Here is a 12,760-nt window from a genome sequence, read left to right on the forward strand (position 1 = left end):
AGGTGCACGAGCGTCGAGCACGGCAGGACCGGCTGCCCGCGACAGGGAGCGCGAGCAGCCGGTCCGCGGATGCCTCTACAGGGTCAGGGTCCATCCGTTGATGAAGCCCTTGTCACCCTTGGCCAAATCCTCCGCGCGGAGTTTCCAGGTGCCGTTGGCCGCTGAGGCGCTGGCGTTCACCCAGTAACTCTCGTCGATGTTGTCGGTGCCGTCCTTGGCATCGGCGGCGCGCAACGGGTACACCTTGCCGTCCGGCGCGACCAGGTCGAGCTTCAGGTCCCCGCGCCAGGTGTGGTCGATCTCGACGTGGACCCGGGAGCGGGTGGGGGCGTTGCCGTTGATCCAGGCCAGGACGATGCTGGATTCGGCGACGCCGGGATCGGGGATGGCGGTGTCGTCCCAGTTGCCGAAGCAGGGCAGCCGGATCGACCAGCCGTCGATGAAGCCGGTGTCGAGGTATTCGACGTCCTGCACGCGCAGTTTCCAGGTGCCGCTGGCCGGCGACGCGCTGGCGTTGACCTGGTAGGTCTCGTGCAGGATGTCGGCGCTGTCGTTGGGGTCGTTGGCCTGCAGCGGGTAGACCTTGCCGTCCGGCGCGAGCAGGTCGATCTTCAGCTCGCCACGCCAGGTGTGGTGGATGTCGACGTACACCTCGGTGGTGGCGGGCGCGCTGCCGAGCAGGCCGGCGACCGCGATGGAGGACGTCACGGTGCCGTGGTCGGGGATCGCGGTGTCCTTCATGTTCTCGTAGTACGGGACGGGCCAGGCGCCGGCGTCAGGAGCCTTTCCGAGTACAGCGGCGTCGACCTGGATGCGGGGGGTGGTCACGCCGTTGTAGGCGATGGCTTTGCCGGTGGTCTTCAAGGCGGTTTCGAGCTGGGCCAGCGGGGCGTCGGGCATGGCCTGGCGCAGCACGGCCAGGGCGCCGGTGACGTGCGGGGCGGCCATCGAGGTGCCGTTCAAGGAGGCCCACTTGTTGCCGGGCACCGAGGAGATGATCGACACACCGGGGGCGAAGAGGTCCAGCAGCGCGCCGCGGTTGCTGAAGGCGGCCACACCGTCCTGGTCGGTGGTGGCGCCGACGGTGATCGCCGAGGACACGCAGGCCGGAGCGGCCACGGCGGTGCCGAAGCCGTCGTTGCCGGCCGCGACCACGGTGGCCACGCCGGCGGTGCGCAGGCTGTCGATGATCGTCTTGCGCGGGTCACCGTCGCAGGCGGCGGTGTACTGGCCGCCGCCCAGGCTGAGGTTGGCGGCCACCAGCGGCACTCCCTCGTCCTTCAGTTCCAGCACTTTCTCCAGGCCGGCGAGCTGAGCGCTGGTGAAGCTGAGCACACACGGGGCGGCGCCCGCCCCGCAGAGGTCTTCGGAGGTGAACTTGCTGAACACCTGGATCGCGACGAGCTCAGCGCCGGGCGCGACTCCGGCCGGCGGGGCGCCGGTCACACCCTCGCCGTTGCCGACCGCGATGCCGGCCACGTGGGTGCCGTGGTCGCAGTCCAGCGCGGCGTCGGCGCAGGGGCCCTGGTCGGCATCGGCGGCGCCGGGCCCTTCCTGCTCGGCGGTGCCATCGGGACACAGGCTGGTGGAGGAGTAGTCGGCGTCGATGGGGGAGAAGCAGGCCTCTTCCAGCACCCGGTCTTTGAGGAAGGGGTGGTTGACCGCGACGCCGGTGTCCAGCACGGCCACCACGCTGCCGGCGCCCGTCTTGCCCGCGGCCCTGGTCTTGTCGGCGCCGATCAGCGGGACGCTCTCGGCCAGCACCGGCCGCACCGGCTTGTCCTCGGTCACGCTCACCACACTGGGCAGCTTGGCCAGCCGGTCCAGCCCGGCCTGGTCGACGTGCAGGGTGATCACGGGGAAGCGGGTCAGTTGCTGGACGACCTGGCCGCTGGAGGCCGCGTCCGGCAGGTCGGCGCGGGTCTTGCTGACGACGTTCACTCGGATCTTGCCCGCGGCCGCCACCCGCGCGCTGAGCTGGGGTTCGACATAGGGGGCCGCCGAAGTGCCCTGCTGAGCGGTCGAAGTGGTCTGCTGTGTGGCCGAAGCGGACGCTGCGGGAGTCGTGGGCGGGACCTCTGCCGCGTTGGCCGGCCCGGTCGCGAGCGCCGTGGTCGCCAGCGCCGCGATGACACAGGATAAGACTCGCAATTTCATGACGTACCGCGCCTTACATGAAGGAGGTGCAGGGAGACGACGCCGGCATGAGGGGTGGCCGGACGGCGGCCGAGGCCGCCGTCCGGCGGAGGAAAGTCCCCCGAAAGGTCAGAGCTCAGGTGTCACGTCGAGCTCGGGCGGTTGTCAGGGATTGCCGTACCTCTTGACGAACTGGTAGTACGTCCAGGCCCATGCCCGGCAGTCGGGCCGGAACAGGATGAAGTAGCCGCCGCACACCTTGTCGCGCATGGTGATGTAGAACCGGTTGTCCACGTCAGCCTTTGAATGGGCGTTGGAGAGGTAGTAGCGGTAATGCTTCCTCTTGTTGGCTATCAGGCCGTACCCGTAGTCGTGGGAGTCACAGGCCGGCCGGAAGTCGAAGTTGTGAGGCTTGTCCGGAGAGCTTGTGCAGTGGTCGTAGTAGATGCCCCTGACCTTGAAGCCGCTGGCGGTGCGCTTCCAGTCGGGCTTGCGCCACTTGCCGCCGTGCCAGGCCCAGGCTGAGCAGCCCGACTTGGTGTACCACATCCAGGTCGCGGCCGTGCTGCACTTCGCCGGGTAGGACTGCGGGGGGTCCACGCCGTCCGGCAGGAAGTCGCCGGCCGGCGGCTCGGTGGCGTTGGGGTCGTCGAGCCCGGCCGCGCCCGTGGTCGTCCCGCCGTTGGCCGGCATGTCGGTGCCGGTGGCGGTCACCTGGGGAGCCGCGACGCCCGCCGGGAAGGACAGCTGCCAGCCGCCGTTGGTGACGGATTCGATCGACGACAGACGTCCCAGCGGGTCGTAGGAATAGGTCCCCTGGACTGCGCCGACGCTGGGGTCGGTCACGGTGCGCAGCAGGCCGTTCGGGTCGTAGGAGTAGCTGGCCTCGGTCTGCGGTGTCTCGGTTCCGTAGGTGACCGAGACGTTCTTGAGCCGGCCCGCGAAGTCACCGTTGGAGGTGCTGGTGGCCGTGGTGGCCGTGGCGTAGGTGAACTTGGTGACGGACGCGGGGTCCGACACGCCGGCCGGCTCCTTGACGGTGCTGACGCGGCCCTGGGTGTCGTAGGTGATCGTGGACTTGCCGAAAGCGGTGTTGCCCACGTCGGTCACCCGCCAGGGGTCGGCGCTCGGCGCGCCGGCCGGCCGGGCCCAGGTGTAGGTGGGCTGGAGGTCGGTGGCGCTGACGGGGGTGCCGTCGGCGTTGGTGAAGCCGTCGTCGCCCGCCTCCTGGGCGCCCACTTCCGACACGAGCGTCTCGATCGTCGTGGTGCGCATCGCACCGACGACCGCGTCCCACTTGGTGGTTTCGGTGATCTTGGATCCGTTGGCGGCCTGGTAGATCTGGATGCCGCCGCCGTCGGGGGTGGAGACGCTGCTCTTCAGCGGGTAGCTGGTCGACGTCCCGTCGTCGAGTTCCGTGACGACGAGGGTGCCGTTCTGGTTCTCGAGCTTCCGGTTGATCTGACCACCGGCGAACTCGGCCTGCCAGCTCGGCCCGAAGACACCCAACTCGGGGCGGGTCGCCGGGGCCGACTGCGGCCGGGCCAGATCGCCACCGGCCAGCGCCACACCGTGCCTACGGCTGATCGCGCCCGCGGACACGTCCAGCTCGGTCAGCTTGAAGGTCTGGTTGTCGGCGGAGTACTGGCCGGGGCCGATCTCCTGAACGTCGGCCGGTGGCGGGTCGGCGAGCAGGGCGGCGGAGGCCGTCGAGGTCTGCGTGGCGGCGGAGACCTCGGGGGCGAGGAAGGGGATAAGCATCGCCGTGACGGCGACGGGGAGCGCTAATCGGCGCAAGTCGTGCCTCCAGGAAAACCGAAAAGAGATTTGATCACCTGGAGGATAAGCATGGATAAATCGCTTTGACAAGAGATTGACAATTCCACAGACCGATGCTAAATCCCCAGTGGGGCCATGTCTCGGCTGCGATTTATTTATGCGTTCATGCAGGTGGGGGAGCCGTATAGCGAAATTATGGCGAATTTATGGCGATCGTGTGGGGTCTCTGGATAATAATGAACCCGCGGCAGGCTACGGAGGCATATTAAGCCATTAAGTAAAGTGCGCGCCGCCTTACGGACGAGTCGGCGGACGCTCTTGTCGGCAATGGCGGGGTCACGAGCGGGCGGCCTGGGCGAACGCCCGCAATTCGCCGGGAATGTCGGGTCCGGCCGGGACGTACACGACCTCGGTGACCCCGGCGGCACCTGCTTCGTCGAACCGGGCGGCGATCGAGGCGGCGTCACCGGTCCAGCCCGGCTCCAGGATCGCCGACCCAGCGGCGACCACGACGTCGCGATCACGTTCGGTCAGCCGGGAGAGATGGCCTTGGTGGACGACGAGATGCCGTTCGCGCTCAAGGCGTTCGGCTTCGAGCGAGGTCCGCCATGCCTTTCCGCCTGGCATGGCATCGACCGCGGTGCCCGCTTTCTGCCACACGGCGTGCACAATGCTGGCATAACCGGGACCGGCGGCCTCGATGACGCGCGGGCTGGTGTGGTCCTCGCCCGGGCGCAGGACGGTGCCGAACCTCAGTACCGCGCACCGCTCCCATCCGTGATCGCCGTCCACCGGGACGCTGGTCATCACGACGCCGAGCGCGGCGAGTTCCCGGGCCGCGGCGAAACCCTTCGGCCCGGAGGCGGCCACCCACAGGGGCACGTCGATCGGACGTGCGGGTGCGAAGCCGGGCAGGTGCGTCATCTGGCAGGGCCGGCCGTCGACCTCGACGACCTCACCGTCGAGAAGTGCCCGCACCTGGCGGATATAGCGGACGGTGTCGGTCCAGGGGACAGGCTGGTGCCCTAGCGCGTGCCGCGCGGTGTAGCCGGTCCCGGCGCCAGCTCGTGGACCGAGCCGATGGCCGAGGCGGTCACCATCGGATGGCGCAGGCCCGGAACGGCGACCCCGGTGGCGAGTCCGATCCGGTCGGTCCCGGACGCGATGCGCGCCAGCGCCACCCAAACGTCGCTGTGCAGCGCCGGTGAGTCGAACAGCCAGACGCGCCGGTAACCGAGCCGTTCGGCGAGCCTGGCCGTGTCGACGACGCCGGCGGCCGGCGCGAGCGCGCAGGAGTAGCGGGGACGGGTCCTCATGAGGCGCGGAACGGGGAACGGCGTGGTCATGGCGGCCCTCTCCCTGCTGGTCGTTCGGGACGCGCGCCCATATTCAGGACGCGCGTCCCGAACTTTAGGACGCATGTCCTGAAAGCGCAATGTGCCGGTACGCTCCTCTCCATGGGATCGTCCGCGCAAAGCCGGGAGCGGCAGTGGTCGCCGAATCAGCGCGCCAGGCAGGAGCAGATCATCGAGGCGGCCATGGAAATCCTGGCTCGTGACGGCCTGGCGGCGTGCACGGCGCGCGCGGTGGCCGAGACGGGCCCACTGACGAAAAGCGCCATCCACTACTACTTCGATGACATGGACGAGATCATCGACGCCGCGATGGCGCGTCACATGAGCGGCTGCCTCGATCGCATCGCTGAGGCGTCGAGCCGATACGACAGTCCTCTCGACCGCTTCTGGGCCGCCGTTCAGGCCTATCTCGAGATCTTCGCGCAGCGGCCGAACGCCGCGTTCCTGTGGTTCAGCTACTGGGTGGACGTGGGCCAGAAGGGCCGCCTGGAACCGATCGACCACATGCACCAGGCCATGATCGGCGTCCTGCGCGACCTGCTGGCCGCCATCCCGGCCGACGACGCGCCCGCGCGAGCCCACGCGTTGTTCTCCTACCTGCTGGGCACCCTCATGCAGCAGGCCGTACGACCATTGCCCTTCGCCGAACTGAGACCCCAGATCGCCACTATCTGCGGCCTCGACTAAGTTGGGCTCTCACCCCTACGTGAGGACTTCGCGCGCATGACGCCGCCTGCTCTTTAGACCTGACACTTTCCCGCGCATCGGTCGCCGACGGACGCCGTCGGCTCTGTTTTTCGTGCTCTTCGTCAGGTCTTCAGAGAGATCATGTCTTCACATCCTCATATCGTGCTGCCCTGGGCCGTACGGCGCACCCGCCTGCCGCTGCTCGCCCTCCGGTGCGTGGCCTGCCCTTCCGGCCGCGCCACCATCGGCAACGGCAAGTTCCGCGTCAATGCCAACGGCAAACTTCTCGACGTTTGGCTCCTGGTCAACTGCGTTTCCTGTGACCGGACCAGCAAGCTCACCGTCCACGATCGCGTCCCGGTCCGCTCACTGCCCGCCGACCTTCTGGCCGGTTACTCGGACAACTCACCGTCCCTCGCCGCCGGCACCCTTCTCGACCCGTTGATCGCCCGGCGCAACCGGTTCGTCCTCGATTGGGACGGGTGCTGGGAACTCCACGCACCTCCCGTTCCCGAGGATCCGTGGCCCCTTCAGATCACGGTCACCTTCGACGATCCCGTGCCGGTCCGTCCCGGACGGCTCATCGCTCATGGACTGGGCATCAGCCGTAATGAGATCGCTCGCCGGGTCAAGATCGATATCCCGCTGAACCGCAGGACGAAACTGGATTTCTCCTTCGTCCTGGTGTGGTCGGTCCAGTAGGTCAAAGCGCCGGTGCGACGCTCCCCGCCAAGGCAGAACATGGCTGTGCCGTGTTCTGCCTTGGCCAGATCGACGTTCTTGGCGAGCTGGTGGAGGTGGCGGCCGGTGTCGCGGTGCTGGTGTGAGGCTGCGACCCGTTCTGCTGCGACGTTTGTGCCATGATCCCGACGATGGCGACAACGACCACGTCGACACCAGGCACCTCATGCCGGGTGGTCTGGTCGGTCATGTCAGGCAGGTCGGGCACGGAGGTGAGCTTTCAATCGTTCGTGGTCGGGCGTCTGTGGTGGGGAGTGCCGACGGCTCAACCGGCGGCGGTCGGACGGTGTCAGAGGCCCCATCCACACACGACCAGGTATCCATCAACCGTGGTGATGAGATCAGAGGTGGGGTCGTCGGGCAGGGCGTGGCCGAGGTCGCGGTTGCGCACCTCGCCGATCCGTCGCCGCCGTCCATGGTTCCTGGTCAGGCTCGGGGAGTGGTGATGGCGGCCGCGTGATCGGAGGCCACCACCGTTGATGGCGGCAGCCTCAGGCAGTCTCGTAGATGCGCACGTCCAGAGCCGCGTTCAGGTAGGGCTGCAGGGCAGTGACGACGTCCAGGGTGATCTGAAGGTAGGCCATGGGTCTCCTCGTTTCGGCTTCGAGTGCGCATGGCCACAGCGTGGCCATGCGCCGAAGCTATGTCCGAGACCGAGCGGCCGGTAGCCCGGCGATACGAATACGGCTATAGGCGGCGGTTATCGCTGAGCACGGCGACGAGTCGGCTCAGATCGGCCGCGTAGCGGGATGTGGGGTCCCACACGGCCTCGTAGAACAACTCGACCGGCCGGCCGTCGTCGATCAGCGGGCGGGCGGTGAGGCCGGCGTCCGACAGCTTGGACTCGGGCAGGATCGCCGTGCCCAGGCCGAGGCCGACCCACTGCTCAAGGACCTGGTAGCCGCCGGCCTCGCCCGGATAGGTGCGCAGCGGCAGGTCATGCTCCTGGAACAGCTGCGTGGTGAACCGGGTCAGGCCACACTCGTCGGGCACCAGGATGAACTGTGCATCGGCGGTGTCGCTCAGCTCTACCTCCGACGACACCTGCGCGTGGGCGTCGATCACGACGACCGGCTCGGAGTGGATGATGCGATGCTCGAAGCGGGGCAGCGGGTTCACCGACGGGATCAGGATGATGTCGAGTTCGCCCTCGGCGAGCGCGTCGTGCAGGTCGGCCATGTTCGCCTCCCGCAGCACCAGATCCCCCGGGACCGGCAGCCGGCGGACGGCGCCGAAGGCCCGGGCGACCAGGTCCGGGCTGATCAGCGGGGACACGCCCAGGTGGATACGGTGCGCCTCCGGGTCGGCCATCCGCCGCGCCTCGGCGGTGATCGCGTCCAGCGCCGACAGAGCGGCGTCGACCAACGGGATCAGGCGTACCGCCTCGGCGGTCAAGGTCACACCCCGGGGGGATCGCTCGAACAATCGCACCCCCAGACGCTCCTCCAGACGGGCGACCGCGTTCGACAACGCCGGCTGCGTGATCCCGTGAGCGCGCGCGGCCGCCGAGAACGACCGGGCGTGCGCCACCGATCGTGCATACCGCAACGCCTCCAGGTTCAACCGCTCAGCCATAACCGGAGGCTACCACCCGGTTCACCCCGGACAGCTGCTCGCGCCAACCAGGCCGGCCATACCGTTCGTGAATGCCAGGAGCGCGTTGGTACGCGCTCCGATGAAGCGTTGTCGACCATGTTCCGCTGCATGGCGGTCACCGAACCCGGCGGCCCTCTTCGCCCCGTCGAGGCGACCGGCGCACCCGCCGTCGGCTGGGAGCCGGGCGACTGGGTCGCGGTCGGCTGGTCCGGCGGCAGCTGCCGCGCGTGCCGCACCGGCGACCAGGTGCATTGCAGGCAACGCCGAATCCCGGGCCTGTCCCATCCGGGAGGCTGGGCCGAGACGGTAGAACCCAACCATTCGTGTCGCTGAACGGCGTTTGGTCAGCAGACGACACAAGTCCTGACATGACGCACAGGGTCAAAGAGGGTTTCAGGCTGGGCTGAACCAGCGGGCGAGGGCCGCTTTCAGGCTGTCGGGGTCCGCGCCCGCCCAGGCGACGTAGCCGTCGGGACGGATGAGCAGCGCGGGTGCTGGGGCGTCGTCGGCGGTCGCGGTCACGCGGCGCACTCGGTCGTACCAGGGCTCCGCGGTGGCGGCGAGGTCGTTTCCGCCGGTGAGGTCGAGAAGCAGGGGACGGGCGTCGCGCAGGAGCTCGGCGAGGCGCCGTTCGCGTCCGTCGTCGGTGGTCAGGTCAAGGGGTGGTACGAACCAGCCGGTGGGCGCGGCGGGGTGTTCATCGCCCATGTCGTAGCGGACATCGGCGCCCGCCATCGTGGCGGCGACCATGCGCAGGTTCTCGGTGCGGTCGAGGAGTTCCGCGAAGAGCCGGCGTAGTGCGGTGACGTCGCCTCCGGGCGCCAGCAGGGCGGACGCGGCCTGGGTATGCATGAGCACGCGCTCGCCGGTCGCGTGGCGTTCGGTTTCGTAGCTGTCCAGCAGGTCTTCCGAAGCCCGTCCCCGCACTGCCGCGGCGACTTTCCAGGCCAGGTTGGCGGCGTCTTGCAGCGCCGCGTTCAGGGTCGGCCCGTGGCTGACATGTGCGGCGTCGCCGGCGATGAAGACTCGGCCGTCGCGGTAGCGATCGGCTTGCCGGGAGTTTCGATGGCACACGCGGCGAAGCAAGGTGGGCGCGCCCTCGGGCGGCGGAGTCAGGGGCAGGCGCACTCCGATGACCCGTTCGATGCTGTCCTCCATCTCGGCCAGGGTCATCGGCGCACCCGGCCCCGGGAAGTCGCCTGCCGGGTGCTGTTCCCATTCGGCCGTGTTGATCAGCGGCCGCTCCGGGTCGTGCGGCAAGAGGTTGAAAACGCCCCGGCCGGTACGGTGGAACATCGCCGGGAGCTCGCCGAGGCCGTCGATCACGACACGTCCACCCGGCGCGAAACGGAAGTGGTCGCTCGGCCCGATGAGGGCCGACCGGTCGACGACGTGGTCGGTGGTGCCGAGGAAGCCGATTCCTGACAGTTTCCGGATCAGGCTGCCGCCGCCGTCGCAGCCGACGAGGTATCGGGCCGTGAGGGTCGTCTCGGTGCCGTCCGGACCGCGTGCCACGACGTCGACCTGGTCATCGGTCTGGCTGAAGGACAGTACGTCCCACCCTCGTCGGACCTCCGCGCCGAGTTCGGCCGCGCGCTCGTTGAGCACCCGTTCAAGATCACGCTGGTTGATCGGCAGGAGGTACATCGGGTTCTCCTTACCGAGCGTGTGCAGCGGCAGCGGCATCCCGGCGAAGAAGAACCCAGGCGCGGGCTCCGGCACTCCTCGACCCCCGCAGCGCTCGAAGAGGCCACGGTTGTCCATCAGCCGTACGACCTGGCCGGCGAGGCCGTGTGCCTTGTCTGACAGGTCTGGTTCCGGCCGTCGTTCCAGCACCAAGGGCTGGACTCCCGCGAGGCGGAGCTCGCAGGCCAGGAACAGGCCGGCGGGTCCACCGCCGACGATGGTGACGTCGTACGTCACTGATATCCGCCTTAAGGTACGCAACTGTATCTAACGGGGACACCGTAAGTGACCGCGATAAGATACGCAAGTGAATCTCAAGCGCGGGCGGATCACGGAGGAGCGCGAGACGATCGAGGTGATCGAGGTGATCGGGGTGGTCGAGGTGGTCGGGGCACAGGCGGCGGGACGTCGTGCTGGCGGCGGCGCGGCCCGTGGCGCCGGCGGATCCCGTCGGCGCGGCGCCGAACTCGAGGACGCGATCCTCGACGCCGCGTGGGACGTGCTGGTCGAGCACGGATATCACGGCTTCACCTACGAGGCGGTCGCCGCCCGCGCCGGCACGAGTCGCCCTGTGCTCTACCGGCGCTGGCCGGAGCGCGAGGACCTGCTGCTGGCCACACTCACCAAGTTCTGGCAGCTGATCGCGGTGCCCGACACCGGCAACCTCCGCGACGACGCGATCGGCTTCCTGCGCAACGCCGACGCTGACCGAGCGGGCATGATCACATTGATGAGCGTGCAGCTGGCCGGCTACTTCCGCGACACCGGCACCAGCCTCACTGAGCTGCGCGACACCCTTCTCCCGCCGGGCCAGGCGACCGCCTTCGAGATGATCGTCGCCCGCGCGGTCGAGCGCGGCGAACTGCCCGTCCTGCCGCGTTCGTCCCGCTTGGTGAACCTGCCGCTGGACCTGTTGCGCCACGACATGTTCATGACGATGCGCGCGGTGCCGGAGGAGTCGATCGTCGAGATCGTGGACGAGATATGGCTGCCACTGCTGGGGACGCCTGGGGCCGCGCCATCGGCCAGTGCTGTAGCCCGGCGGCGGCCACGGCCATAGCGAAGAGGACAGCCGCTACGTCCGGCGCCGCCGGACCTCCCATCGCGCCATCACCGCCTCCACGCGGCTTTGGCAAGCGTCTTCAGCGCAGCAGGAGATCGATGGCTATCTCCAGTCGTTCGAGGTAAACCTCCCGTGATGCGATCTGATGCTTGAGGCCGATCGATGCGCTGATCATCGTCTGCGCGACAGGGGATGCCGCCTCTCGTCCCGACTTCATGGCGATCGCGTCTGTGATCAGTTCCTCGAAACGTCGCCGCGGGGTCTCGATGATCTCTCCGAGGAGGTCGGGATTGTCCTCGATGACCACCGCGACATCGCTCGTCAGCGGGCCGATGTAACGACCCGCCCACTGATCGAATGCTTCGACGAGACGCTCCAGAAGGGGTCGGCCGGTGTCGGCCAGGACGTGCTCGACCGCTGTGATGTCGCGATCCAAGGCCTGGGCAACCGCGGCACGGAACAGAGTCTCCTTCGCGGAAAAGAGGAAATAGAGCCCGGGCCGGGAGATGCGCGCCGCCCGCGCCACCTCCTCCATCGAGGTCTTCCGGTAACCGAATCGCGCGAACGTGACCATGGCGGAGTCCAGAACCATGGACCGACGGTTGGTGTCGGCGACTGTCGACGGCGGCGGGTGACCAACCTCGGGACTGCTCATGAAGCGAGCATACGAGCTAGAAGCTAACTATACAAATCTTGTCCAGTCTGTATAGTCGCGGCCATGACCACTGCCAAACTCATCTCCACGTCCTTTACCTCGTCCAGCACCGCCGCCGAGGTGCTACGGAGCGTCGATCTGACCGGAGTCCGCGCGATCGTGACCGGAGGTTCCTCTGGAATCGGGACCGAGACGGCTCGTGTGTTGACCTCTGCCGGAGCGGAAGTGACGCTCGCTGTTCGAGACACGACCGCGGGTGACGCTGTCGCCGAGACGATCGCGAAGTCGACCGGAGGGATCCGGCCCCGAGTCGTCCGGCTCGATCTCACCGATAGGACCACCGTCACGCGATTCGTCGACGCGTGGAACGGCCCGCTTCACCTGCTGATCAACAACGCGGGCGTGGTCACCGGTGGCCTCGAACGGACGCCTGAGGGCTGGGAACTGCAATTCGCGACGAACCATCTCGGCCACTTCGCCCTGGCCTGCGGCCTTCACGACGCCCTGGCCCTGGGAGCGACCGACCGCGACGGAGCACGGATCGTCTCGGTCAGTTCGACAGCGCACATGCGTTCCGGCATCGACTTCGACGACCTCCACTTCGAGCGTCGCGCCTACGACCCGCAGATCGCCTACGCCCAATCGAAGACGGCGAACTCTCTATTCGCCGTCGAGGCGACCCGCCTTTGGGCATCCGACGGCATCATCGCCAATACGGTGAACCCCGGCGGTGTCGCAACGGGACTGCAGCGGAACTTCACCGCGCAGCAGAAGGCGTCGCTCGACGCGGCCGAGGCCGCCGGAGTCTTCACCTACAAAACGGTCGAGCAGGGAGCCGCCACCAGCATCGTCGCGGCCGTCGCCCCGGAGTTCGCTCACTCCGGAGGCCACTACCTCGACGATGCACAGGAGGCCTACACCGTGCCGGACGACGCCGACCTCGCACAGCACCCCCACGGTGTCAAGGAATGGGCGCTCGATCCCACCGCCGCCAAGCGCCTCTGGACGGTCTCGACCGACCTGCTCCGCGTCTGACTTCTCGACGCCACAGCAAGCGATAGG

At 68.1% G+C, this 12,760-nt stretch carries 12 protein-coding genes; 5 read left to right on the plus strand and 7 right to left on the minus strand.

Going from position 1 to position 12,760, the window contains the following annotated elements:
• Positions 1–75 precede the first annotated feature (75 nt).
• From AB0L53_RS55140 to AB0L53_RS55155, 4 genes are all read right to left on the minus strand, one after another.
• On the minus strand, positions 76–2,157 hold the full coding sequence (locus tag AB0L53_RS55140) for a S8 family serine peptidase (RefSeq protein WP_364013770.1): 2,082 nt from the start codon (positions 2,155–2,157) through the stop codon (positions 76–78).
• 144 nt (positions 2,158–2,301) lie between these two features.
• Positions 2,302–3,933 (minus strand): phospholipase A2, encoded by a 1,632-nt coding sequence (locus AB0L53_RS55145; RefSeq protein WP_364013773.1) that lies wholly within the window; start codon positions 3,931–3,933, stop codon positions 2,302–2,304.
• A gap of 318 nt (positions 3,934–4,251) precedes the next feature.
• Positions 4,252–4,893 (minus strand): hypothetical protein, encoded by a 642-nt coding sequence (locus tag AB0L53_RS55150; RefSeq protein WP_364013775.1) that lies wholly within the window; start codon positions 4,891–4,893, stop codon positions 4,252–4,254.
• A 47-nt stretch (positions 4,894–4,940) separates the two neighbouring features.
• Positions 4,941–5,261, minus strand: a complete 321-nt coding sequence (locus tag AB0L53_RS55155; RefSeq protein WP_364013778.1) for an LLM class flavin-dependent oxidoreductase — start codon at positions 5,259–5,261, stop codon at positions 4,941–4,943.
• 111 nt (positions 5,262–5,372) lie between these two features.
• On the opposite strand from AB0L53_RS55155, the gene AB0L53_RS55160 reads away from it, so the two are divergent.
• The gene (locus tag AB0L53_RS55160) at positions 5,373–5,957 is read left to right on the plus strand and encodes a TetR family transcriptional regulator (protein WP_364013781.1); all 585 of its coding nucleotides are present in this window, start codon (positions 5,373–5,375) and stop codon (positions 5,955–5,957) included.
• A 162-nt stretch (positions 5,958–6,119) separates the two neighbouring features.
• On the plus strand, positions 6,120–6,659 hold the full coding sequence (locus AB0L53_RS55165; protein ID WP_364013784.1) for a DUF1062 domain-containing protein: 540 nt from the start codon (positions 6,120–6,122) through the stop codon (positions 6,657–6,659).
• Between the two features lie 726 nt (positions 6,660–7,385).
• Here the strand turns inward: AB0L53_RS55165 and AB0L53_RS55170 are convergent.
• Positions 7,386–8,273, minus strand: coding sequence for a LysR family transcriptional regulator (locus AB0L53_RS55170; protein WP_364013787.1), 888 nt, complete (start codon positions 8,271–8,273; stop codon positions 7,386–7,388).
• A 129-nt stretch (positions 8,274–8,402) separates the two neighbouring features.
• Here AB0L53_RS55170 and AB0L53_RS55175 point away from each other — a divergent pair, with 129 nt between their 5' ends.
• A complete protein-coding gene (locus AB0L53_RS55175; protein ID WP_364013887.1) occupies positions 8,403–8,627 on the plus strand; it encodes an alcohol dehydrogenase catalytic domain-containing protein in 225 nt (74 codons plus the stop codon).
• Between the two features lie 60 nt (positions 8,628–8,687).
• Here AB0L53_RS55175 and AB0L53_RS55180 read toward each other — a convergent pair whose 3' ends face one another.
• Positions 8,688–10,217 carry an FAD-dependent monooxygenase gene (locus AB0L53_RS55180; RefSeq protein WP_364013790.1) on the minus strand — a complete coding sequence of 510 codons (1,530 nt, stop codon included), beginning with the start codon at positions 10,215–10,217 and terminating at the stop codon, positions 8,688–8,690.
• A gap of 70 nt (positions 10,218–10,287) precedes the next feature.
• On the opposite strand from AB0L53_RS55180, the gene AB0L53_RS55185 reads away from it, so the two are divergent.
• Positions 10,288–11,040, plus strand: coding sequence for a TetR/AcrR family transcriptional regulator (locus AB0L53_RS55185; protein ID WP_364013793.1), 753 nt, complete (start codon positions 10,288–10,290; stop codon positions 11,038–11,040).
• Positions 11,041–11,122: 82 nt separating this feature from the next.
• On the opposite strand, the gene AB0L53_RS55190 is transcribed toward AB0L53_RS55185, so the two are convergent.
• A complete protein-coding gene (locus AB0L53_RS55190; protein ID WP_364013796.1) occupies positions 11,123–11,698 on the minus strand; it encodes a TetR/AcrR family transcriptional regulator in 576 nt (191 codons plus the stop codon).
• A gap of 63 nt (positions 11,699–11,761) precedes the next feature.
• Between AB0L53_RS55190 and AB0L53_RS55195 the strand changes: the two genes are divergently transcribed.
• Positions 11,762–12,733, plus strand: coding sequence for an SDR family NAD(P)-dependent oxidoreductase (locus tag AB0L53_RS55195; protein ID WP_364013799.1), 972 nt, complete (start codon positions 11,762–11,764; stop codon positions 12,731–12,733).
• Positions 12,734–12,760: the final 27 nt, after the last annotated feature.

The sequence above is a fragment of the Nonomuraea sp. NPDC052129 genome (assembly GCF_040680095.1).
Classification (GTDB): domain Bacteria; phylum Actinomycetota; class Actinomycetes; order Streptosporangiales; family Streptosporangiaceae; genus Nonomuraea.

What these genes read in the sequence shown, in the direction of transcription:
- AB0L53_RS55140 (WP_364013770.1), bottom strand. Translation starts at nt 2,157, where the DNA reads ATGAAATTGCGAGTCTTATCCTGTGTCATCGCGGCGCTGGCGACCACG.
- AB0L53_RS55155 (WP_364013778.1), bottom strand. Translation starts at nt 5,261, where the DNA reads ATGACCACGCCGTTCCCCGTTCCGCGCCTCATGAGGACCCGTCCCCGC.
- AB0L53_RS55160 (WP_364013781.1), top strand. Translation starts at nt 5,373, where the DNA reads ATGGGATCGTCCGCGCAAAGCCGGGAGCGGCAGTGGTCGCCGAATCAG.
- AB0L53_RS55170 (WP_364013787.1), bottom strand. Translation starts at nt 8,273, where the DNA reads ATGGCTGAGCGGTTGAACCTGGAGGCGTTGCGGTATGCACGATCGGTG.
- AB0L53_RS55175 (WP_364013887.1), top strand. Translation starts at nt 8,403, where the DNA reads ATGGCGGTCACCGAACCCGGCGGCCCTCTTCGCCCCGTCGAGGCGACC.
- AB0L53_RS55190 (WP_364013796.1), bottom strand. Translation starts at nt 11,698, where the DNA reads ATGAGCAGTCCCGAGGTTGGTCACCCGCCGCCGTCGACAGTCGCCGAC.
- AB0L53_RS55195 (WP_364013799.1), top strand. Translation starts at nt 11,762, where the DNA reads ATGACCACTGCCAAACTCATCTCCACGTCCTTTACCTCGTCCAGCACC.